The sequence below is a fragment of the Variovorax beijingensis genome (assembly GCF_007828835.1).
GTDB classification, from domain to species: domain Bacteria; phylum Pseudomonadota; class Gammaproteobacteria; order Burkholderiales; family Burkholderiaceae_C; genus Variovorax; species Variovorax beijingensis_A.
The window spans coordinates 1,152,661-1,174,472 of record NZ_VIVL01000001.1; the positions used below are offsets into that span (position 1 = coordinate 1,152,661).

A 21,812-nucleotide genomic window follows, 5' to 3' on the forward strand; every position below is an offset into this window, starting at 1 on the left:
ACAGCCAGGCCGCCGGCCTTCGCGCCAGAATGCCCCGCATGACCAAAAAGACATTCCAGACGCTTCAGGATCTTGCGGCCTGCGTCGGCCAGGAAGTTGCCGTGAGCGACTGGATCGCCATCACGCAAGAGCAGGTGAACCAGTTCGCCGAGGCCACGGGCGACCACCAGTGGATCCATGTCGACATCGAGCGTGCCAAGGCCGGGCCCTTCGGCGGGCCGATCGCCCATGGCTTCCTGACGCTGTCGCTGCTGCCGCGCTTCTTCGAGACGGCGCTCGAGGTGGTCGAATCGCGCATGGGCGTGAACTACGGCCTGAACCGGGTGCGCTTCATGTCGCCGGTGCCGGTGGGCAAGCGGCTGCGCGCGCGCATGAAGCTGCTCACGGCGGAGCCGATCGCCGACGACGGCATCCAGATGACCTGGGAAGCCACGATCGAACTCGAAGGCGTGGCCAAGCCGGCCTGCGTGGCCGAATCGGTGGTGCGCCGCTACCGCTAAGGCTCGGCTCAGCCGAAGCCGTTCTGGCGCCAGGCCTCGAAGACGGTCACCGCCACGGCGTTCGAGAGATTCAGGCTGCGCTGCCCCTCGCGCATCGGCAGCCGAAGGCGCTGCGGTTCGGCAAAGCCCTCGCGCACCGCGGGCGGCAGGCCGCTGGTTTCCGAGCCGAACACCAGCCAGTCGCCCGGCTGGAAGCGCACATCGTGCACGGCCCGCGTGCCGCGCGTGGTGAGCGCGAACATGCGCTCGGCGGCCGGCCGCTCGGCCTCGAGCAGCGCCTGCCAGCCGGCGTGGCGCTTCACTTCGGCATATTCGTGATAGTCGAGCCCGGCGCGGCGCAGCAGGCGGTCGTCCATCGAGAAACCCAGCGGCTCGACCAGGTGGAGCGTGCAGCCGGTGTTGGCGGCTAGGCGGATCACGTTGCCCGTGTTCGGCGGGATTTCGGGCTGGACCAGGACGATATGGAACATTCGCCGATTGTCGCGGTGCTCAATGCGGCGGATCGGTGCGCGCGAACACGATGGCCGCGACATGCGCCGCGCCCGCCAGCCGCAGCGCCGCGGCGGCCGCGAACAGCGAGGCGCCGCTGGTCATCACGTCGTCGACCAGCACCACGCGCCGGCCTTGCAGCTCGTGGGCGCGCAAGGGCTCCACCGCGAAGGCGCCGCGCAGGTTGCGCAGGCGCTCGGCGCGCGCAAGACCGCTCTGCGCCGGCGTCTCGCGGGTGCGCAGGAGCAGCGCCGCGTCGGTCTTGCCGGGCGCGAGCCGGCGCGCCAGTTCGAGCGCCTGGTTGAAGCCGCGCTCGCGCAGCCGGGCCGGCGCCATCGGCATGGGCAGCACCCGGTCGCACTGTTCCAGCGCCGGCTCCACCCACGGCACGCTGCGCATCAGCGTGGCGAGCGGTCCGGCCCAGCCGGCCTCGCCATGGAACTTGAATTGAGCAATGCAATCGGGCCAGGGCCACACATAGGCGCAGGCTGCGAAGCAGGCGTCGAGCGGCGGCGGATCGCGCAGGCATTCGCTGCACCGGGCCACGCCCTCCGGCACCGGCAGGGCGCAGCTGCCGCAGCGCGCGGCCGGCGGCGCGAAGCGCGCCACGCAGGCATCGCAGACGCGCCGCGAAGGCCATGCGCGGCACACCTCGCACTGGCTGGGCAGCCGTGCGAGCAGAGAGGTCAAAGGCCGGTCGGCCCAACGGCTGAACATGGGCTCAATATACTCACGGCCCCATGGCCACCGACCCCGCAAGAAGACCGCCGACCATCGATCCCACGGCGGCCGCGCGCTGGAGCCGGCTCGCGCCTGCCGACGGCTCGCCCTGGCTGCACGAGGAAATCGGCCGCCGCATGGAAGACCGGCTGCAATGGATCAAGGCGCAGCCGCGCACCTGGGCCGACTGGGCGCCGCTGCGCGGCGGCCTCGAGGCGCACGAGCTGGTGGCCCGGCGCTACCGCGAAGCCGCCTGCTTCGTGATCGAACCCGAGGCGAACCTGGCCGCCGCGGCCGGCGAGGCGCTGGCCGCGCCCTGGTGGAGTGCGCGCCGCTGGCAGGGCAGCAAGCTGCGCTTCGACGCACCGCCCGAAGACGGCGTGGACCTGCTCTGGGCCAACATGTCGCTGCACATGGCGGCCGACCCCGAGGCGCTCATCGCGCGCTGGCACCGGCTGGTGGCGACCGACGGCTTCCTGATGTTCTCGTGCCTGGGCCCCGACACGGTCCGCGAGCTGCGGGCACTGCACGCGCGCCTGGGCTGGCCGGCCGCGGGCCACGAATACACCGACATGCACGACTGGGGCGACATGCTGGTGCATGCCGGCTTCGCCGAGCCGGTGATGGACATGGAGCGCATCGTGCTCACCTGGGCCACGCCCGAGGCGGCGCTGTCCGAACTGCGCACGCTCGGGCGCAACCTGCATCCGGCGCGCTTCCCGGCGCTGCGCGGCAAGGCATGGCACCGGGCGCTCAAGCATGCGCTGCCCGAGCTGGCGCCGGCGCAGGAGGGCGGCGGGCGCATCGCGCTGACCTTCGAGGTCATCTACGGCCATGCCTTCAAGCCCGCGCCGCGCGTGGCGCTTTCCGCCGAGAGCGCGGTGTCGCTGCGCGAGATGCGTTCGATGCTGCAGCGCGGACGGCCCGGCGCCTGACCGGCGCGCCCGGCCGGCTGCGCATCCGCGACTGGGCGCCTGTGTCTACCCGCTACAATCCGCCGTTGCGTGAAACTCGCGGGTAGTGTTCCGCGAACGAGGTCTGTCCGATCCTGTGGAGACAAGGGGTTGGGCAGCCGTCGACGCACCGATTTGCTGAACTCGCCCGTGTCGAATTCCGTGTTTCGTTTTGCCACCGTTTCAGGCCAGAACATCCACTGGTTCCTGAAGCGCAACTGCTCGGTGACGCCGAGCCAGCTGGGCTGGCTCTACGCCTCGCTGTGCGTGGTATCGCTCGGTATCGGCGCGGTCTTCTGGATGCTCGGTGCGCCGCTGGTTCTGCCTTTTGCCTGGCTCGAACTGGCCGCGGTGGGTTTCGCGTTCATGCTGTACGCACGGCACGCAACCGATGGAGAACGGATTGCGCTGCAGGGCGGCCGGCTGGTGGTGGAGCTCGAGAACGGTGGAGACTACGAGCGCACGGAATTTCTGCCGCACCAGGTGCGGATCGAACCGCAGGCCAGCGATCGTTCGCTGATCGAGGTCTCGGGTCAGGGTCGATCGGTCAGGGTGGGGCGCTATGTACGCCCGGAGTTGCGAGCCGCATTGGCGCGCGAGATTCGCATGGCGTTGCGTGGCGCCTGAGGGCTCGCGCGGCGCTGCACGGTTGGGTTTGTTGAAAAAAATTGAAGAAACGTGAACACGATGAAGAGCATTTGGCGCAATAAGTACAGGCCGGCGAATCTGTTGCTGGCGGCCGGCGCGGCTTTCAGCGGCGCGGCGCACGCAGTCAACGATCTGCCCGGCGGTCCGTCGGTGCGCCAGCTGAATCTTCCGCTGGGCGTCACCAAGATTGCGCAGGAACAGCATTTCCTGCATACGGTGATGATGATCCTGTGCACGGTCATCTTCGTTGCCGTGTTCGCGGTCATGTTCTATTCGATATGGAAGCACCGCAAGTCGGTCGGCCACAAGGCGGCCAACTTCCATGAATCGGTGGTGGTCGAGGTCATCTGGACCATCGTGCCCTTCATCATCGTGATCGTGATGGCGCTGCCCGCCACCAAGGTGCTGGTGGCCCAGAAGGACACCACCAACGCCGACCTCACCATCAAGACCACCGGCTACCAGTGGAAGTGGGGCTACGACTACCTGAACGGCGAAGGCGAGGGCCTGGCCTTCATCTCCACGCTCGACAGCTCGCAGCGCGCCATGTCCGACGCCGGCGCCAAGGGTGCCATGCCCGACGACTACCTCTTCAAGGTCGACAACCCGCTGGTGGTTCCGGTCCAGAAGAAGGTCCGCATCATCACCACCGCCAACGACGTGATCCACGCGTTTGCCGTGCCCCAGCTGGGCATCAAGCAGGACGCGATTCCCGGCTTCGTGCGCGACACCTGGTTCCGCGCCGAGACCGTGGGCGACTACTACGGCCAGTGCCAGGAACTCTGTGGCAAGGAACACGCCTACATGCCGATCCACGTGAAGGTGGTCTCGGCTGCCGACTACACGGCCTGGGTCGATGGCAAGCGCAAGGAAGCCGCGGCCAAGCTCGACGATCCAGGCAAGGTCTGGGCCCTGCCCGAGATGCTGACGCGCGGCGAGAAGGTCTATGCTGCCAACTGCGCGGCCTGCCATCAGGCCAACGGCAAGGGCGCCGGCCCGATCAAGCCTCTGGACGCCAGCCCCAAGGTGCTCGATGCGGACCACAAGGTGCAGCTGATGGTGCTGCTCAACGGCCAGAACAACGGTGCGATGCCCTCCTGGAAGCAGCTGAGCGACACCGACCTCGCGGCCGTCGCCACCTACACCAAGAACAGCTGGTCGAACAAGACGGGCCAGCTGGTGCAGCCGGCCGAAGTTCTGGCCCTGCGCGGCAAGTGACCGTGCCCAAGCGCCCCGCGACGAAGAAATTGCAAGGAACAACGAAATGAGTGCAGTCCTCGACCCCCACGGTCACGCCCACGACGGCCACGCACACGACGAGCACCACGCAGCGCCCACCGGCTGGCGCCGCTGGGTGTTTGCCACCAACCACAAGGACATCGGCACGCTCTACCTGCTGTTCAGCTTCACCATGCTGATGGTGGGCGGCGTGCTTGCGCTGCTGATCCGCGCCGAGCTGTTCCAGCCCGGCCTGCAACTGGTGAACCCCGAACTGTTCAACCAGTTCACCACCATGCACGGCCTGATCATGGTGTTCGGCGCCATCATGCCGGCCTTCGTCGGCTTCGCGAACTGGATGATCCCGCTGCAGATCGGCGCATCCGACATGGCGTTCGCGCGCATGAACAACTTCAGCTTCTGGCTGCTGATCCCCGCCGCGCTGATGCTCGTGGGCTCGTTCTTCATGCCCGGCGGCGCGCCCGCCGCGGGCTGGACGCTCTACGCACCGCTCACGCTGCAGATGGGCCCTTCGATGGACGCCGGCATCTTCGCGATGCACATCATGGGCGCCTCGTCGATCATGGGCTCGATCAACATCATCGTCACCATCCTGAACATGCGCGCCCCCGGCATGACGCTCATGAAGATGCCGATGTTCTGCTGGACCTGGCTCATCACCGCCTACCTGCTGATCGCCGTGATGCCCGTGCTCGCCGGCGCCATCACCATGACGCTGACCGACCGCCACTTCGGCACCAGCTTCTTCAACCCCGCCGGCGGCGGCGACCCGGTGATGTACCAGCACATCTTCTGGTTCTTCGGCCACCCCGAGGTCTACATCATGATCTTGCCGGCCTTCGGCATCATCAGCCAGATCGTGCCGGCGTTCTCGCGCAAGCGGCTGTTCGGCTACGCCTCGATGGTGTACGCCACCTCGTCGATCGCGATCCTGTCGTTCATCGTCTGGGCGCACCACATGTTCACGACCGGCATGCCGGTCACGGGCCAGTTGTTCTTCATGTACGCGACCATGCTGATCGCAGTGCCCACGGCTGTGAAGATCTTCAACTGGATCGCCACCATGTGGCAGGGCTCGATGACCTTCGAAACCCCGATGCTGTTCGCGGTGGGCTTCATCTTCGTGTTCACGATGGGCGGCTTCACCGGCCTCATCCTGGCCATCGCCCCGATCGACATCCAGCTGCAGGACACCTACTACGTGGTGGCCCACTTCCATTACGTGCTCGTGGCCGGTTCGCTCTATGCCATGTTCGCGGGCTACTACTACTGGGCACCCAAGTGGACCGGCGTGATGTACAACGAAACGCGCGGCAAGATCCACTTCTGGTGGTCGCTGATCTCGTTCAACGTCACCTTCTTCCCGATGCACTTCCTCGGCCTGGCGGGCATGCCGCGCCGCTATGCCGACTACCCGATGCAGTTCGCCGACTTCAATGCGGTGGCTTCGGTGGGTGCGTTCGCCTTCGGTCTCGCGCAGGTGTACTTCTTCTTCTTCATCGTGCTGCCGACCATGCTCGGCAAGGGCGAGAAGGCAGCGCAGAAGCCCTGGGAAGCGGCTGAAGGCCTCGAGTGGGAAGTGCCGTCGCCGGCGCCCTTCCACACCTTCGAGAACCCGCCCAAGCTCGATGCGACCGCGACCAAGGTGATCGGCTGAACGGCACCAGGCCGCCGGCTTGCATGACCACGATGACCACGCCCGAACAAAAAAGGAACAACCGCCGCATGGGGCTCACGCTGGCCTCCATTGCCGTGCTGTTCTTTCTCGGATTCCTGGTCCGCATGATCTGGTTCGGCGGACGCTGAAGCAGACGCCAACGGAGCCGTCCACGTCATGAGCCTCGGTCAACGCATCAAGCGCGCCAATGTCCGCATGGTCGGCAAGCTGGCCGTGGTGACCTGCGGCATGTTCGCGTTCGGCTATGCCCTGGTGCCGCTCTATCGCGCCATCTGCGAAATGACCGGCATCAACATCCTCGCGCTCAACGAGCTCGAGGTGCCGGGCGGCGCGAGCGGCGGCAAGAACGTGCGCGTGCCCGACAACACGCAGGTCGACACCACGCGCACGATCACGGTCGAGTTCGACTCCAACGTGCGCGGCGGCCTCTGGGATTTCAAGCCCGCCGAGCGGACGATGCAGGTGCACCCCGGCCAGCTCAACACCGTGCTCTACGAATTCCAGAACGTGCAGAACCGCCGCATGGCGGCGCAGGCCATTCCGAGCTATGCGCCGCAGCAGGCCGCGCCGTACTTCAACAAGCTGGAGTGCTTCTGCTTCAACCAGTACACGCTCGACCCGGGCGAGAAGAAGCAGTGGCCCGTCGCCTTCGTGATCGACCCGAAGATCTCCAGGGACGTGAAGACCATCACGCTGTCCTACACCTTCTTCGAAGTCGGCGGCAAGACGCCCGCGGCGCCGGTGGCCGCTGTTTCGAATGCTGCCCATGAGTCCCGTTCGTGACCGCGCCGGACACGCCACCCAAGGCCACGCTGTGGGACACGGTGAAGGCCGTGTGCTGGTCGTTCTTCGGGGTGCGCAAGAAAAGCGCCTACCAGGACGACCTGGCCAAGCTGAACCCGCTGCACATCATCGCGGTGGCCTTTGCCGCGGTCATCGTTTTCATCGTCGGCCTGGTGCTGCTGGTGCGCTACGTGGTTGCACCCTGAACCCGGTCCGCATGGCCCACGACATCCAGAACCCATCGAATCGAGAGAAGAAAGAAAGCCAGGAGCTGATATGAGTTCAACCACCCACGGCACCACGCCCTACTACTTTGTGCCCGGGCCGTCCGCCTACCCGGTCATGGCCGCGACCGGCCTGTTCTTCGTGATTCTCGGCGCGGGCCAGTGGATCAACGGCCACCAGTGGGGCGCCTGGTCCCTGCTGGCGGGCATGGTCGCGTGGCTCGCCACGCTGTTCGTCTGGTTCCGCACCGCCATCGGCGAAAGCGAAAGCGGCCAGTACGGCCACAAGATCGACCTCTCGTTCCGCTGGAGCATGAGCTGGTTCATCTTCTCCGAAGTGATGTTCTTCGGCGCCTTCTTCACCGCGCTGTGGTGGACCCGCACCCATTCGCTGCCGGCACTCGGCAGCCTCGACAACGCACTGCTCTGGCCCGACTTCAAGGCCGTCTGGCCCAGCGTTGCCGCCGGCGCCACCGGTTCGCCGGCCGACATCGTCGAGCCCTTCCAGACCGTCGGCCCGTTCTGGCTGCCCACGATCAACACCGCGCTGCTGCTGAGCTCGGGCGTGACGCTCACCATTGCCCACCACGCGCTGCGCGCCGGCCATCGTGCCCAGACCATCCGCTTCATGTGGCTCACCGTGCTGCTCGGCGTGCTCTTCCTGGGCGTGCAGGGCTACGAGTACCACCACCTGTACACGGACCTGAACCTCAAGCTCAGCTCCGGTGCCTACGGCTCGACCTTCTTCATGCTGACCGGCTTCCACGGCCTGCATGTGTTCATCGGCATGCTGATGCTGCTGTTCATCACGCTGCGCCTGCAGAAGGGCCACTTCACGCCGGAGCGCCATTTCGGCTTCGAGGGCGCGGCCTGGTACTGGCACTTCGTCGACGTGGTGTGGCTCGGCCTCTACATGCTGGTGTACTGGCTTTGAGCGACCTCCGCGGCATGCAGAAAAAAAGGCGCCGGAAGGCGCCTTTTTCATGGTTCTCGTGGAACGAGCACCATCTACTTGCCGAGCGGGAGCCCGGTGGGCTGGATGTAGCCGAATTTCCAGGCCAGCAGCATGCAGAGGAACAAAAACACCGACAGGCCGATCCGAAAGGTGAGCGCGCGCGCCATGCCGCCGCTCTTGGCGCGCCCGTTGCGCCCGTCTTTCAGCATGTAGAAGAGCGCGAAGGCAAGGCTCGCGAAGATGCCCACGAAAACCAGGGCGACGAAATATTTCATGACCCCGATTATCGGCCGCACGCCTCATCCACTCCAGTGACGCCGGAACCCCTTCATTCCGCCCGCCCGAGGCCCAGGCGGGGCCGCTTCCTGGTGGTCACGCTGGCCGCGGTGCTGGCCCTTTCCGCCACAGTGTCGCTGGGCCGCTGGCAGTTGTCGCGCGCCGCGCAGAAAGAGGCGCTGCAGGCCGAGATCGAGGCCCAGAAGCAGAAACCGCCGCTGGCCCAGGCCGAGTTCCTGGCGCTCGAGGCGCCGGCCGGCGAACTGCACCGGCCCGTGCGGCTGCGCGGCCTCTGGCTGACGCCCCAGACGGTCTACCTGGACAACCGTCAGATGCATGGCGTGCCGGGCTTCTACGTGCTGACGCCGTTCGCCCTGGAAGGCAGCGACCAGGCCGTGATGATCCAGCGCGGCTGGGTGCAGCGCAACTTCAACGACCGCACGCAGCTGGGCGCGGTCGAGACGCCGCCGGGCATCGTCGAGGTCACGGGCCTGATCGAGCCGCCGCCGGGCCATTTGTTCGAACTCGGCAAGCCGGCTGCGGCGGCCTCGGCACCGGAATCCGCGGGGTCTTCGCCCATCCGGCAGAATCTCGACCTGGAAGCGTTCCGCGCCGAAACCAAGCTGCCGCTGCGGACCGATGTGTCGCTGCAGCAGGTCGGCCCCGCTTCCGAGGGGTTGCAGCGCGACTGGCCGGCCCCCGCTCTGGGTCTGGAGAAGCACTACGGCTATGCATTCCAGTGGTTCGGGCTTTCGGCCCTCGTGGTCATCCTCTATGTCTGGTTCCAAATCATTTCCCCCTACCGCCGCTCGCGGCGCCGCGCACGCGATGAACGCAGCCTCTGACGAACCGCTGGGCCTGACGGTGCACTCGATGCCGTCGCCCAACCAGGCGCTCGACGGCGCCGAGGGCCGCCGCACGGTGGCCGGGCGCTGGAAGATGATTGCCGTGATGCTGATGTGCGCCGCGCCCGTCATCGCGTCCTACTTCACCTACTACGTGATCCGGCCCGAGGGGCGCAGCGTCTACGGCGAACTCATCGATCCGCAGCGCACGCTGCCGGCATTCACCGCAACGGACCGCAGCGGTGCGCCGGTCGACCTGGCCACGCTCAAGGGCCAGTGGCTGCTGGTGGCGGTGGCCGACGCAGCCTGCGACGCGCTCTGCGAACAGCAGCTCTACCTGCAGCGCCAGCTGCGCGAAAGCCTGGGCCGCGAGAAAGACCGGCTCGACCGCGTCTGGCTCGTGAGCGATGCGGCGCCCGTTCCGGCGCGGCTGGACAACGGCCTGCGCGGCGCCACCGTGCTGCGCGTGCCGCCCGAGCAGCTCGCCAGGTGGCTCGCGCCGGTTCCGGGCCATGGGCTGGCCGAGCACCTGTACGTGGTCGATCCGATGGGCAACTGGATGATGCGTTTTCCGGCCCGCATGGACGCCGCGGGCGCCAGCCGCGCCAAGCGCGACCTCGACCGCCTGCTGCGCGCTTCTGCCTCCTGGGACGAGCCCGGCCGCTAGCACCGCATGATGGACACCGGCTCGCTCTACGACCTCACCCCCGTCGCCTGGCTGATGGCGGCCGGCGTGCTGATCGCGCTCGGCCCGCTGCTGTGGGTGTGGCGCCGCAACGCGGGCGCCGGACCGGCGCGCCGGCTGCATGCACTCACCGTGCTGACGCTGTTCCTCACCTTCGACCTCACGCTGTTCGGCGCCTTCACCCGGCTCACCGATTCGGGCCTGGGCTGCCCCGATTGGCCGGGCTGCTACGGCAACGCGAGCCCGGTGGGCGCGCGCCACGAGATCGCCATGGCGCAGTCGGCCCAGCCGACCGGTCCGGTCACGCACAGCAAGGCCTGGGTCGAGATGGTGCACCGCTACCTGGCCACCGGCGTCGGCGTGCTGATCCTCGCGCTTGCGGGCGCCACCTGGGTCGTGCGGCGGCGCCAACGCCGCGCGCCGCCCGCGCCGGGGGACGGCGAGCACGCCACGCTCAGCGCCTGGTGGCCCGCGCTCACGCTGGCCTGGGTCTGCCTGCAGGGCGCGTTCGGCGCGCTCACGGTCACCTGGAAGCTCTTTCCCGCCATCGTCACGCTGCACCTGCTGGGCGCCGTGGTGCTGCTGGTGCTGCTGTGCATCCAGGCGGTGCGCTACCGGCAGGCCGCCGCGGACCGCTTGCCCACGGCCGTGTCGCCCGCGCTGCGCAACGGGCTGATCGCCACCTCGGCCCTGCTGCTGCTGCAGATCGCACTCGGCGGCTGGGTCAGCACCAACTATGCGGTGCTGGCCTGCACCCAGTTCCCGACCTGCCAGGGCAGTTGGTGGCCGCCAATGAATTTTGCGCAGGGCTTCGAGATCTGGCGTCACCTGGGCGTGACCGGCAGTGGCGTGCCGCTCGATTTTTCCGCGCTCACTGCCATCCACTACGTGCATCGGCTGATGGCGTACGCCGTGTTCGCCGCGCTGGGCGTGCTCGCGTGGCAGCTGCGCCGCACGCCGCCGCTGCGGCCGCAGGCGCGCTGGCTCGCGGGGCTCGCGCTGCTCCAGCTGGCCACGGGCCTGGGCAATGTGCTGCTCGGCTGGCCGCTGCTCGCTGCGGTCCTGCACACCGGGGGCGCTGCGGCGCTGGCCGTGGTGCTGACATGGGCGCTGTGCGAGAGCCGTCGCGGGGCTGCGGCTGCTTTCGCACACGACAGAGACAAGGCGCCTGGCGCCCCACACAACAACCAGAGGGAGGCCGCCGCGTGAGCACGCCGATTTCCGTGCAGCAGACAAGTACTGCCAATGTGCTGCGCCAGTTCTATGCGCTGACCAAGCCGCGCGTGGTGCAGCTGATCGTTTTCTGCGCCCTCATCGGCATGGTGCTGGCCGTGCCCGGGCTGCCCTCGTGGGCCGACGTGCAGCGCGCCGCGCTGGCCTGCATCGGCATCTGGCTGGTGGCGGGCGCGGCGGCGGCGTTCAATTGCCTGGTCGAGAAGGGCATCGACGCCAAGATGAAGCGCACTGCCTGGCGTCCCACGGCGCGCGGACAGCTCAGCGACCTGCAGGCGCTGGTGTTCTCGGCGCTGCTGTGCGCGGCCGGTTCGGCGCTGCTGTGGTTCCAGGTCAATCCGCTCACCATGTGGCTGACCTTTGCCACCTTCGTCGGCTACGCAGTGATCTACACCGTGATCCTCAAGCCGCTGACGCCGCAGAACATCGTGATCGGCGGCGCCTCGGGCGCGATGCCGCCGGTGCTGGGCTGGGCCGCGATGACCGGCGACGTGGGCCCCGAGGCGCTGATCCTGTTCCTGATCATCTTCCTGTGGACACCGCCGCATTTCTGGGCGCTGGCGCTCTACCGCGTCGAGGACTACCGCAAGGCCGGCCTCCCGATGCTGCCCGTCACGCACGGCAACGAGTTCACGCGGCTGCAGGTGCTGCTCTACACCTTCATCTTGTTCGCGGCCTGCCTGATGCCTTTCATCTACGGCATGAGCGGCTGGCTCTACCTGGCGGTGGCGGTGGGCGTGAGCATCGGCTTCACGGGCTACGCCTTCGCGCTCTGGCGCAACTACTCCGATGCGTTGGCGCGCAAGACCTTCCGGTTCTCGCTGATCCACCTGAGCGTGCTGTTCGCGGCACTGCTCGTCGACCATTACCTCCGTTGATTGACTGATCGGACGCCCGTGCCCATGAACAAGCGAAATGCCCTGAAACTGATTGCCGGCGGTGCGGGATGGGCCGGCGTGGCCGCCACTCTTGGCCTCGGTCTTTCGGCCTGCAGCGAAGCCAAGCCCAGCTTCAATGCGGTCGACATCACAGGCGCCGACTACGCCCGCGACTTCTCGCTGAAGGACGCCGACGGCAAGCTTCGCACGCTGGCCGACTTCAAGGGCAAGGTGGTCGTGCTGTTCTTCGGCTATGCGCAGTGCCCCGATGTCTGCCCCACCACCATGACCGAGATGGCGCAGGTCAAGCAGCAGCTCGGCAGCGATGGCGACAAGCTGCAGGTGCTGTTCGTCACGGTCGACCCGGCGCGCGACACGCCCGAGGTGCTCAAGGCCTACATGGGCGCATTCGACCCGGCCTTCGTCGCGCTGATTCCCACGGCCGACCAGCTCGCCCAGCTCGCCAAGGACTTCAAGGTCTACTACAAGAAGGTCGAGGGCAAGACCCCCACCAGCTACTCGATGGACCATTCGGCCGCCAGCTTCGTCTACGACACTGACGGCCGGCTGCGGCTTTACGCGCGCTATGGCGCCGGCGCGGCGCCCATGGTGTCGGACGTCAAGGCGCTGCTCAAGTCCTGACCGGGCCGTGACCTATCTGCCTCCCATGGACGCCGCCGTCGCCGTGGCCTCCGTCGAGCACCTGAAGGCGCGCCGGGGCGCCTTCCGCATCGCTCTCATCCCGCCCGAGGTGCTGCGCGCGCTCAACGACGGGCTGCTCGAGACCGTCAACCTCAACGAATTCATGGCGCTCGAACTGCCGCAGCTCGCGCGCAGCGTGGCGGCCCATATCGGGCTGGATCCGGCGAGCGAACGGCTGGCCGACACCATCGCCATGCTCGGCGCGTTCAAGCCGATGCAGCGGCACGGCCATATTGCGCGGGCGCTCTACGACCTGGCGGCGCTGCATGCCGAGCGCGACGCCGTTGCCCACCGGCTGGCCACGCACGCAAGCGACGTCGCGCGCTGCTGGGCCGCGCAGTGGGTCACGCTCTCGGGCCTGCCGCTGGCGGCGCAGCTGGAGGCGGTGCGGCGCTTTGCCGCCGACCCGCACTTCGGCGTGCGCGAAATCGCCTGGATGGCGGTGCGCGATGCGGTCATCGGCTCGCTCGACGAGTCGCTTGCGCTGCTGCAGCCGTGGACGGCCGACGCCGATCCGAACATCCGCCGCTTCGCCAGCGAGCTCACGCGCCCGCGCGGCGTCTGGTGCGCGCAGATCGATGCGCTCAAGACCGAACCCTGGCGCGCGCTGCCGCTCATCGAGCCCTTGCGGGCCGACGCCAGCCGCTACGTGCAGAACTCGGTGGCCAACTGGCTCAACGACGCGAGCAAGACCGAGCCGGAGTGGGTCGACCGGCTCTGCGCGCGCTGGGTGGCCGAGTCGGACACACCCGCCACCCGCTACATCGCCCGGCGGGCCCTGCGGACGCTGGCCAAGCAGGCATGAAAAAAGCCCGGCGCGCGGCCGGGCTTGTTCGGGTGAAGCGCAGGGACGGGGCTCAGGCGAAATCTGCCAGCGCCTTCTTCATCTTCTTCATGGCCGCGACTTCGATCTGGCGAATGCGCTCGGCGCTCACGCCGTACACCGCCGCCAAGTCGTGCAGCGTCATGCCGCCCGAGCCGTCGTCGTTGACCTTGAGCCAGCGCTCTTCGACGATGCGGCGGCTGCGGTCGTCCAGCGCTTCGAGCGCGGTGGCGATGCCGTCGCTCGAGAGCCGGTCGCGCTGCTGCGACTCGAGCAGGGCGGTCGGCTCCTGCGTGGCATCGGCCAGGTAGGCGATCGGACCGAAGGCCTCGTCGCCGTCGTCCGACGGACCCGGATCGAGCAGCACGTCGCCGCCCGACAGGCGGGTTTCCATTTCCAGCACTTCTTCGGGCTTGACGTTGAGCCGGGTCGCCATCTGCGACACCTCGTCGGGGCTCAGCGTGTCGCGGTGCGTGCCGTTGTCGGCCGCAGCCGAGTCGGCCTTGAAGCCCTGCTTCATCGAGCGCAGGTTGAAGAACAGCTTGCGCTGGGCCTTGGTCGTCGCGACCTTGACCATGCGCCAGTTCTTCAGGATGTACTCGTGGATCTCGGCCTTGATCCAGTGCATGGCGTAGCTCACGAGCCGCACGCCCTGGTCGGGGTCGAAGCGCTTCACGGCCTTCATGAGGCCGACGTTGCCTTCCTGGATCAGGTCGCCGTGCGGCAATCCGTAGCCCAGGTACTGGCGCGAAATGGACACCACGAGGCGCAGGTGCGAGAGGATCAGCGCACCGGCCGCTTCGAGGTCGTTGTGGTCGCGCAAACGGCGTGCGAAGCCCTGCTCTTCTTCGAGCGTGAGCATCGGCAGGCGGTTGGCGGCCGAAATATAAGCATCCAGGTTGCCCAGCGGCGGCACCATCGACCATGGATTGGCGACGGCGAGCTGGTTGGCAGAGGCTCCAGACAGCGTGGTCATCAGGGGAAACTCCTTTGTATTGGGCATATTAGCACTCGATTAGAGGGAGTGCTAAACCAAGGGTTCCCCCTAAGTTTCTATCGCACCGATAGCCAAAGCTGTCAGCCGGACGGCGATACGGCCCGCGGCGGCGTCCGACCTGGGGATCACCAGCGGATACCGAGGCGCAAAAACAGCTTCGAAAGTACGAACAGCGGCCCCACCCAAAGATATTGGATGTCTTCGAAGAAAGAAGGTTTCCTGCCTTCGATCCTGTGGCCGATGAACTGGAAGATCCAGGCCACCACGAAGATGGCGGCGGAAATAGGCAGTACAAGGCTTCCCATGGCATGAACCAGCGCCAGCACGAGGGCCGTGCCGGCCAGCATGGCGGCCAGGAAGGCAGGGGAGCGCAGGGTGGCGTAGTAGACCAGGCTCGCGGCCACGAAGACGTAGGCGGCCCAGGGATGCAGCGCATACAGCAGGCCGACGAGGCTCAGCATGATGGCCGGGATCGCGGCGAAGTGAATCAGCTCGTTGGTCGGATGGCGGTGGCTTTCGCCATAGTGGGCCAGCAGCCGGTCGACCTTGCGCTCGCCCGCTGCCAGCGGGACATCGGCGGTGTGCATCATGCTTGTCTCCAAAACGCCGTTCGATGCGGCGGGTAGCGCATGGTGCTCCCGCGCGCAGTGGATGGCAAGTGCTATGAAAAGAAGAGCAAGCGCTGCCCCGAAACGGCGGCTACCCCATGACTTAGTGCACTGTTGCGCGCCGGGCGCGTCGCTAAGATCGACCGCGTGGCTTCGCTCGAATCTCCCTCCAACCCGCTGCCGCCGACCCTGGAGGGCGGCATCCCCGCGCATCCGCCCGGCGCGATCCTGGTGGTGGACGACCACGACCTGCTGCGGCTCGGCGTGCGCGCGCTGATCGAGGCGCAGACCGCTGCGTCGGGGGCGGGCATCGAGGTCTTCGAGGCCGCCAGCGCGGCCGATGCGCTGGCGCTCTACGAAAAGCACCGCGAATCGATCCGCCTCGTGCTGCTGGATCTGGCGCTGCCCGATACCCACGGCCTGAGCGGCCTCGCGGAATTTCGCCTGCGCCACCCGTCCGCCCGCATCGTGGTGCTGTCGGGCACTGGCAACACCTCCCTGGCACAGGGAGCGGTGGCACTGGGCGCGAGCGCCTTTCTTCCGAAGTCGGCGGACCTGAAGGAGGTGGTGGGATTCATCCGCGCCTGCGGCCTGCTCGAGCCCGGCGCGTCTAAAGCTCCCCCTCCCGCCACCGTGCCGAAGGCGCCCGGCAGCTATGCCGAATCGGCCCAGGCCAGCGCCTGGCAGGAGCTCACGCCGCGCCAGATGCAGGTGCTGCAATGGGTGCTCGACGGCAAGGCAAACAAGGAGATCGCCCAGCTCGCGAACCTGAGCGAAGGCACGGTGAAGAACCATGTATCGACCATCCTGCTGCTGTTCGGCGTGCGTTCGCGTGCGCAGCTGATCAGCAGCCTGCGTTGAGCCGCCGCGCATGGCCGACACGCCGCTGAACCAGCGCGTGCTGCGCGAGCACGTGGCGTCGGTCTATTTCAACTACAACGCCACCTTCCTGGCCCGCGTCGTCTTCGTGCTGGTGCTCGGTGCGTTCATGTACCTGCAGCTGGGCGACCCGATGGTGCTGCCCTTCGTCGTGCTGCACCTGACGCTGTATCTGTGCATGTACTTCACGCCGCGCTGGAATCCGTCGGTCCCGGCGGCGGACAGTGCCTGGTGGGCGCGCAGGATCACCCGCATCGTGACCCTGCTCGGGTTTGCCGATGCGCTGGCGCCGTGGATCTTCGTGCCCGCGGGCAACCTGCCGGTCACCGCCGCGCTGATGGTGGTGATGATGGGCAACTGCGCCCGGGCCGTGCAGTCCCTGCGGCCGCTGAAGGCGGCGCTGTTCGGCCACACGCTGCCCATGATGGGCGGGCTGATCGTTGCGCTGGCGTGGCAGCGCGATTCCATCCATCTCTTTCTCGCGGCCTTCGCCTCGATCTACCTTTTTCTCATGCTGCGCGTCGGCGTGCAGGAGCACAGGCTGCTGGCGGACTCGCTGGTCCTGCGCTTCGAAAAGGAAGCCCTGGCCGTGCGGCTGGAGGAGCAGATTGCCGCCACCGAGCGCGCCAGCCAGGAAAAGACCCGCTTCCTGGCCAGCGCCAGCCATGACCTGCGCCAGCCGCTGCATGCCATCGCGCTGTTCGGCGCCGCGCTCGAGAACGAGCTGCGCGGCCGGCCGGAGGAAGTGAATGCGCAGCGCCTGATGCGCGCCGTCAATGCGCTGGGCGCCTCGCTCGACATCATGCTCGACATCTCCCGGCTGGATGCCGGCGTGGTCACGCCCGTGCTTCAGGCCGTTCAGCTCGATGCCCTGTTCCTGCCGCTCAATCACACCTTCTCGGCCCAGGCCGAGCAAAAGCAGTTGCAGTTGCGCGTGCGCGCCAGCGGCTTGTGGGTGCGCAGCGACCCCCAGCTGCTGCATCGGATGCTGTCCAACCTGCTGGACAACGCCCTCAAGTACACCGCGCGCGGCGGAGTGACGGTGACGGCCCGCGAACGAGGGGAGTTCGTGTGGATCGAGGTGCGGGACACCGGCATCGGCATTGCGCCCGAGCAGTCGAGCCGGATCTTCGAGGAGTTCTATCAGATCGACAATCCGGGGCGCGACCGCTCGCGCGGGCTGGGCATCGGCCTGTCGATCGTGCAGCGGCTCTCGCAACTGCTGGGCCATCCGGTGCAAATGCATTCGCGGCTGGGTCGCGGCACCCACTTCCGCGTGGTGCTGCCGGCCGTTGCGCCGAAGGCCGGCGCGCTGGCCGGACACTTCCCGCCCGACGCTGCGGCGCCACGGCAGGAAAAGCGGCCCGGGCGAGCGGCGCCGGCACTGCCCGCGCGGGTGCTGCTGCTGGACGATGAATCGGAAATCCGGGAAGCCATGACGGGCCTGCTGCGCTCGCATTCGATCGACGCGCTCGCCGTCGCGGATGAAGCCGCCGCCGCCGCGGCCTTGCAGCAGGCGAGCAGAGAAGGGCGGGCCTTCGACCTGTTGATGTGCGACTACCGCCTGGCCGATGGTGTCGATGGGCTGGATGTCGGCCTGCGCCTGAGCGGCCGAGGACAAGGCGGGCCCGCGACCCCGTTGCTGCTGATCACAGGCGAGACCTCGCCCGACAGGCTGCAGCGTGTCCGGGAATCGGGCGTTCCCGTGCTGTTCAAGCCCGTGGCCACCGATTCGCTGTTCCGGATGATGGTCACAGCGGCAAGCTCGGAACGCCGCAGGATTTAGTACTTTTGAGCTCGTTGCCGGCAATGTCATGACTTTTGGCACTGGTGGCCCTCAGGCCCCCCGACATACCTTCCATGGGTCGCACACATCGATCAGGGAGGATTCCAAATGCGTTTCAAGCTTGCAGCGGTTGCGGCCGCAGTGGCCGCCACACTGGCCCTCGCGGCCTGCGGTGGCGGGGGAGGCGGAGGCGGAGGGGGTGCCGCATTGCCGATCGGCTGGGGCAACGGCGTTCCGCCGCCTCCCGCACCCGCGCCGGCTCCGGCGCCCGCACCGGCCCCAGCGCCCGCACCAGCACCGGCGCCCGCCCCGGCCACCCGCACCTTCATGTACGAGGCCTTGCCGCCTGCCGCCGACGCTGCGGCGTTTCTCGATCAGCTCAATGCACAGGGCGCCAGGGCCTTCCGCTTCTTCAGCGGCCTGGCCTTCCCCACCAGCCCGACCGGTGCGGAAGTCGTCGAGGCCTACGTGAAGGACGCCGGAACCACCTATGCCTTCGAGCTGCTGCCAGACACCGGCTCCGTGGCGGACCTGCAGGCCCAGCTCAACGCCCAGGGCGCCCGAGGTTTCAAGTGGGGCGGGCCCTATGTGGTCGGCGGCCAGATCCGAACGCTCTACCGCAAGGACAACAGCTCGGCATCGACCTACACCTATGCCGTGCTGGCGGCACCCACCGACAGCGCCGCCTATCTGGCCCAGATCAATGCGCAGGGCGGCAACGGCTACTACAGCGTCGGCGGTGCTTACATGGTTGGCGGAGCCACGGTGCTGGTCTTTCAAAAGGACGCGCAAGGCAGCGCCACCTACGGCTATGAAGCGCTGGACCAGCCCGGCAGCGACGCCGATTTCCTGGCGCAGCTCGAGGCGAAGGGCGCCCAGGGCTTCCGGTTCAAGACCGGTTATGTCTTTTCGGACGGCACGAAGCTGCTCTACGAGAAAGATCTGTCGCAATCGGCCACGTTCAGCTACCAGAACCTGCAGCCCGCGGCCAACAGCGCGGGCTACATCGCGCAGGCGAATGCCGAAGGTGCCAAGGGCAACGCCCTGGTGGGCGACTACATGCTGCCGGGTGGCCAGATCAGGACCCTCTACGTCCGGCCCGCCAACTGCAGCGGCTTTTTCTGCGATACCCGCTCGCTCTTCGGCTTTTGAGCGGCGCGTTCTGCTGCTGGCGCGTCAGCCCAGCAGCGCCATGGCGAACTCGCGTGCGTTGAAGGTCTCGAGGTCTTCGAGCTTCTCGCCCACGCCGATGAAGTAGACCGGAATCGGCCGCTCGCGCGCAATCGCGCAGAGCACACCCCCCTTGGCGGTGCCGTCGAGCTTGGTCACCACCAGGCCAGTGAGGCCCAGGGTCTCGTCGAAGGCCCTGACCTGCGCCAGGGCGTTCTGCCCGGTGTTGCCGTCGATCACCAGCAGCACCTCGTGCGGCGCGCTGGCGTCGGCCTTGGTGACGACGCGCTTGATCTTCTTGAGCTCGTCCATCAGGTGCAGCTGCGTCGGCAGTCGGCCTGCGGTGTCGACCAGCACCACGTCCTTGCCGCGCGCCTTGCCGGCCGTGACGGCGTCGAAGCTCACGGCCGACGGGTCGCCGCCTTCCTGGCTCACGATCTCGACCGTGTTGCGGTCGGCCCAGACCAGCAGCTGCTCGCGCGCCGCCGCCCGGAAGGTGTCGGCCGCCGCCAGCAGCACCGAGGCACCCTCGCTGGCCAGGTGCTTGGTGAGCTTGCCGATCGAGGTGGTCTTGCCGGCGCCGTTGACGCCCGCCACCATGATCACCGTCGGCGTGAACTGGCCGATCACCAGCGGCTTTTCGAGCGGCTGGAGCAGGTCGGTGATGGCATCGGCCAGCAGCCGCTTCACTTGCGCCGCGTCGGTGGCCATCTGGCGCTTGACGCGGCCGCGCAGGTCCTCGAGCAGGTACTCGGTGGCCTTGACGCCGGCATCGGCCATCAGCAGGGCCGATTCGAGTTCCTCGTACAGCGCTTCGTCGATCTGAGCGTTGACGAACACCGCCTGGATGCCGGTTCCGGTCTTGCGCAGGCCGGTCTTGAGCTTGTCGAACCAGCCCTTGCGCTCGGCCGGCATGGCGGCCTCGGTGGCGAGGGTGGGCGGGGGCGGGGGTACGGTCGGAACGGCCGGCGTGGGTACCGGTGCAGCAGGCACGGGGGCGAGGTTCGGCGCCGCGGCTGGCGCCGGAGGGGGCGCGACCGGGGGCGCCGGGTCTGGCGCTGCAGGCGGCGGCGCCGCTTCCTCTGCGGCAGGCTTGGAGCCGAACCAGCTCGACGGAGAGAACACCGAGCGCGCCGGTGCGGCAGCGGGCGCAGGCGCGGGCTCGGGTGCAGGTACCGGCTCGACGGCCCGTGAGGGCGCCGGCGCGGCCGGGGATTCGGCAGGCGGTTTTTTCTTGAAGAAACTGAACATCGGGAGCTTTTTACAATCCGACCCATTCTATGAAACACCCCTCGCCACGCCGTGCTGCGTCCGGTGCGGTGCTGGCAATGGCGCTTTGCGCGCCGTGGGCCATGCCTGCGCAGGCCCAGTCCACACCGGTTTCCGCCGCTCCATCCGACACTGCCGCGGCCGCATCCGCACCCCAGCAATTCACCCTCGCCAACGGCATGACGCTGCTGGTGCAGCCCGACAGGCGCGCGCCCACCGCAGTGCAGATGCTCTGGGTTCGCGTGGGCTCGGTCGACGAGGTCGACGGCACTTCGGGCGTGGCCCACGTGCTCGAGCACATGATGTTCAAGGGCACCAAGGACATCAAGCCCGGCGAGTTCTCGCGCCGCGTGGCGGCGCTGGGCGGCCAGGAGAACGCCTTCACCACGCGCGACTACACCGGCTACTACCAGCAGATTCCCGTGGGCAGCCTGGAGCAGGTCATGAAGCTCGAATCGGACCGCTTCGCCAACAACCAGTGGTCCGACGACGAGTTCAGGCGCGAGATCGAGGTGGTCAAGGAAGAGCGCCGCCTGCGCACCGAAGACCAGCCGCGCGCGCTGCTCGGCGAGCAGCAGAACGCGGTCGTGTTCATGGCCTCGCCCTACCACCGCCCGGTGGTCGGGTGGATGAGCGACCTCGACGCCATGACACCCGACGACGCGCGCGCCTTCTTCCGCCGCTGGTACGTGCCCGCCAATGCCGCCGTGGTGGTGGTGGGCGACGTCGACGTGGCCCAGGTGCGCGCGCTGGCCGAGAAGTACTACGGCCGCATTCCCGCGCGCGCCGTGCCGGCGCGCAAGCCGCGCACCGAGCCCGCGCAGCGCGGCATCCGCCGCATCGAATTCAAGGCGCCGGCCGAGCAGGCCTACGTGTCGCTCGCCTTCCGCATTCCGCAGCTGGAGAGCATCGATGCCGCGGACAGCGACGTGTGGGCGCTCGAGGTGCTGTCGGCCGTGCTCGACGGCTACACGGGCGCACGGCTCGACCGTGCCCTGACCCAGGGCCCCGACCGCGTGGCCGATTCGGTCGGTGCCTATTCCGGCCTGGCCGGCCGCGGGCCTCAGCTGTTCACGCTGGTGGGCGTGCCGGCCCACGGCAAGAGCGCCGAAGCGGTGGAGGCGGCGCTTCGCGCCCAGGTGGCGCGCGTGGCGAAGGAAGGCGTGAGCGAAGCCGAACTCGCGCGCGTCAAGACGCAGTGGGTGGCCAGCCAGACCTACAAGCGCGACTCCGTGATGGCGCAGGCCCGCGAGCTCGGCAGCAACTGGGTGCAGGGGCTGCCGCTGGACACCAGCGCGCGCATCGTCGCGAAGCTGCAGGCCGTGACCCCGGCCCAGGTGCAGGCCATGGCCGGCAAGTACTTCGGCGACGACCAGCTCACCGTGGCCACCCTGCGCCCCCTGCCGCTCGAAGCCAGGCCGCGCGGCCGCGGTTTTGCCGCCCCGCAGGGCGAGCTGCGCTGAAAGGCCCGG

At 67.9% G+C, this 21,812-nt stretch carries 25 protein-coding genes; 19 read left to right on the forward strand and 6 right to left on the reverse strand.

The features are described from left to right. Window positions 1-29: 29 nt before the first annotated feature. Window positions 30-500, forward strand: coding sequence for a MaoC family dehydratase (locus FB547_RS05520; protein WP_145740266.1), 471 nt, complete (start codon window positions 30-32; stop codon window positions 498-500). An 8-nt stretch (window positions 501-508) separates the two neighbouring features. On the opposite strand, the gene trmL is transcribed toward FB547_RS05520, so the two are convergent. After that, the gene (gene trmL / locus FB547_RS05525; protein ID WP_015867166.1) at window positions 509-970 is read right to left on the reverse strand and encodes a tRNA (uridine(34)/cytosine(34)/5-carboxymethylaminomethyluridine(34)-2'-O)-methyltransferase TrmL; all 462 of its coding nucleotides are present in this window, start codon (window positions 968-970) and stop codon (window positions 509-511) included. 19 nt (window positions 971-989) lie between these two features. Next, the gene (locus FB547_RS05530; protein WP_145740268.1) at window positions 990-1,706 is read right to left on the reverse strand and encodes a ComF family protein; all 717 of its coding nucleotides are present in this window, start codon (window positions 1,704-1,706) and stop codon (window positions 990-992) included. Window positions 1,707-1,729: 23 nt separating this feature from the next. On the opposite strand from FB547_RS05530, the gene FB547_RS05535 reads away from it, so the two are divergent. From FB547_RS05535 to FB547_RS05565, 8 genes are all read left to right on the forward strand, one after another. Beyond that, window positions 1,730-2,644 carry a class I SAM-dependent methyltransferase gene (locus FB547_RS05535; protein ID WP_145740270.1) on the forward strand — a complete coding sequence of 305 codons (915 nt, stop codon included), beginning with the start codon at window positions 1,730-1,732 and terminating at the stop codon, window positions 2,642-2,644. A gap of 168 nt (window positions 2,645-2,812) precedes the next feature. Then, the gene (locus tag FB547_RS05540) at window positions 2,813-3,289 is read left to right on the forward strand and encodes a DUF2244 domain-containing protein (protein ID WP_015867163.1); all 477 of its coding nucleotides are present in this window, start codon (window positions 2,813-2,815) and stop codon (window positions 3,287-3,289) included. 60 nt (window positions 3,290-3,349) lie between these two features. Further along, on the forward strand, window positions 3,350-4,528 hold the full coding sequence (gene coxB, locus FB547_RS05545) for a cytochrome c oxidase subunit II (RefSeq protein WP_145740272.1): 1,179 nt from the start codon (window positions 3,350-3,352) through the stop codon (window positions 4,526-4,528). Window positions 4,529-4,574: 46 nt separating this feature from the next. Then, window positions 4,575-6,206: a cytochrome c oxidase subunit I gene (gene ctaD / locus FB547_RS05550; protein ID WP_015867161.1), complete on the forward strand. Its 1,632-nt coding sequence runs from the start codon at window positions 4,575-4,577 to the stop codon at window positions 6,204-6,206. Between the two features lie 23 nt (window positions 6,207-6,229). Next, the gene (locus FB547_RS33475) at window positions 6,230-6,355 is read left to right on the forward strand and encodes a cytochrome oxidase small assembly protein (protein ID WP_370878952.1); all 126 of its coding nucleotides are present in this window, start codon (window positions 6,230-6,232) and stop codon (window positions 6,353-6,355) included. Window positions 6,356-6,383: 28 nt separating this feature from the next. Then, window positions 6,384-7,010 (forward strand): cytochrome c oxidase assembly protein, encoded by a 627-nt coding sequence (locus tag FB547_RS05555; protein WP_145740273.1) that lies wholly within the window; start codon window positions 6,384-6,386, stop codon window positions 7,008-7,010. Continuing rightward, the gene (locus FB547_RS05560) at window positions 7,007-7,216 is read left to right on the forward strand and encodes a DUF2970 domain-containing protein (protein WP_145740275.1); all 210 of its coding nucleotides are present in this window, start codon (window positions 7,007-7,009) and stop codon (window positions 7,214-7,216) included. The genes FB547_RS05555 and FB547_RS05560 overlap by 4 nt, the downstream gene beginning before the upstream one ends. A 70-nt stretch (window positions 7,217-7,286) precedes the next feature. Beyond that, window positions 7,287-8,168, forward strand: a complete 882-nt coding sequence (locus FB547_RS05565) for a cytochrome c oxidase subunit 3 (RefSeq protein ID WP_145740277.1) — start codon at window positions 7,287-7,289, stop codon at window positions 8,166-8,168. A gap of 74 nt (window positions 8,169-8,242) precedes the next feature. Here FB547_RS05565 and FB547_RS05570 read toward each other — a convergent pair whose 3' ends face one another. Then, a complete protein-coding gene (locus FB547_RS05570; protein WP_015867156.1) occupies window positions 8,243-8,464 on the reverse strand; it encodes a twin transmembrane helix small protein in 222 nt (73 codons plus the stop codon). Between the two features lie 36 nt (window positions 8,465-8,500). Between FB547_RS05570 and FB547_RS05575 the strand changes: the two genes are divergently transcribed. From FB547_RS05575 to FB547_RS05600, 6 genes are read left to right on the forward strand one after another with little or no spacing between them, the layout of a single operon-like run. After that, on the forward strand, window positions 8,501-9,310 hold the full coding sequence (locus tag FB547_RS05575; RefSeq protein WP_145740279.1) for an SURF1 family protein: 810 nt from the start codon (window positions 8,501-8,503) through the stop codon (window positions 9,308-9,310). After that, window positions 9,294-9,977: a hypothetical protein gene (locus FB547_RS05580; protein WP_145740281.1), complete on the forward strand. Its 684-nt coding sequence runs from the start codon at window positions 9,294-9,296 to the stop codon at window positions 9,975-9,977. Before FB547_RS05575 ends, FB547_RS05580 begins: the two co-directional genes overlap by 17 nt. A 6-nt stretch (window positions 9,978-9,983) precedes the next feature. After that, window positions 9,984-11,204 carry a COX15/CtaA family protein gene (locus FB547_RS05585; protein ID WP_145740283.1) on the forward strand — a complete coding sequence of 407 codons (1,221 nt, stop codon included), beginning with the start codon at window positions 9,984-9,986 and terminating at the stop codon, window positions 11,202-11,204. After that, window positions 11,201-12,106, forward strand: a complete 906-nt coding sequence (gene cyoE, locus FB547_RS05590; RefSeq protein ID WP_145740285.1) for a heme o synthase — start codon at window positions 11,201-11,203, stop codon at window positions 12,104-12,106. Before FB547_RS05585 ends, cyoE begins: the two co-directional genes overlap by 4 nt. Window positions 12,107-12,130: 24 nt before the next feature. Beyond that, window positions 12,131-12,748: an SCO family protein gene (locus FB547_RS05595; RefSeq protein ID WP_145740287.1), complete on the forward strand. Its 618-nt coding sequence runs from the start codon at window positions 12,131-12,133 to the stop codon at window positions 12,746-12,748. 25 nt (window positions 12,749-12,773) lie between these two features. After that, window positions 12,774-13,613, forward strand: coding sequence for a DNA alkylation repair protein (locus FB547_RS05600; RefSeq protein WP_145740289.1), 840 nt, complete (start codon window positions 12,774-12,776; stop codon window positions 13,611-13,613). A gap of 52 nt (window positions 13,614-13,665) precedes the next feature. Here the strand turns inward: FB547_RS05600 and rpoH are convergent, their stop codons facing one another. Continuing rightward, entirely contained in the window at window positions 13,666-14,607 is a 942-nt protein-coding gene (rpoH, locus tag FB547_RS05605) for an RNA polymerase sigma factor RpoH (RefSeq protein WP_145740290.1), read from the reverse strand. A gap of 146 nt (window positions 14,608-14,753) precedes the next feature. Continuing rightward, entirely contained in the window at window positions 14,754-15,218 is a 465-nt protein-coding gene (locus FB547_RS05610; protein ID WP_145740292.1) for a DUF962 domain-containing protein, read from the reverse strand. A 165-nt stretch (window positions 15,219-15,383) separates the two neighbouring features. On the opposite strand from FB547_RS05610, the gene FB547_RS05615 reads away from it, so the two are divergent. The 3 genes from FB547_RS05615 (at window position 15,384) to FB547_RS05625 (ending at window position 19,053) form a co-directional block, all read left to right on the forward strand. After that, window positions 15,384-16,097 carry a response regulator gene (locus tag FB547_RS05615; RefSeq protein ID WP_145740294.1) on the forward strand — a complete coding sequence of 238 codons (714 nt, stop codon included), beginning with the start codon at window positions 15,384-15,386 and terminating at the stop codon, window positions 16,095-16,097. Between the two features lie 10 nt (window positions 16,098-16,107). Then, window positions 16,108-17,901 (forward strand): hybrid sensor histidine kinase/response regulator, encoded by a 1,794-nt coding sequence (locus tag FB547_RS05620; RefSeq protein WP_145740295.1) that lies wholly within the window; start codon window positions 16,108-16,110, stop codon window positions 17,899-17,901. A 108-nt stretch (window positions 17,902-18,009) separates the two neighbouring features. Next, window positions 18,010-19,053, forward strand: a complete 1,044-nt coding sequence (locus tag FB547_RS05625; protein WP_145740297.1) for a hypothetical protein — start codon at window positions 18,010-18,012, stop codon at window positions 19,051-19,053. A gap of 24 nt (window positions 19,054-19,077) precedes the next feature. Here the strand turns inward: FB547_RS05625 and ftsY are convergent, their stop codons facing one another. Continuing rightward, complete coding sequence (gene ftsY, locus FB547_RS05630; protein WP_145740298.1) at window positions 19,078-20,322, reverse strand: signal recognition particle-docking protein FtsY; 1,245 nt, start codon at window positions 20,320-20,322, stop codon at window positions 19,078-19,080. Between the two features lie 29 nt (window positions 20,323-20,351). Here ftsY and FB547_RS05635 point away from each other — a divergent pair, with 29 nt between their 5' ends. Beyond that, window positions 20,352-21,803, forward strand: coding sequence for a M16 family metallopeptidase (locus FB547_RS05635; protein ID WP_261380221.1), 1,452 nt, complete (start codon window positions 20,352-20,354; stop codon window positions 21,801-21,803). The last annotated feature ends 9 nt before the right edge of the window (window positions 21,804-21,812 follow it).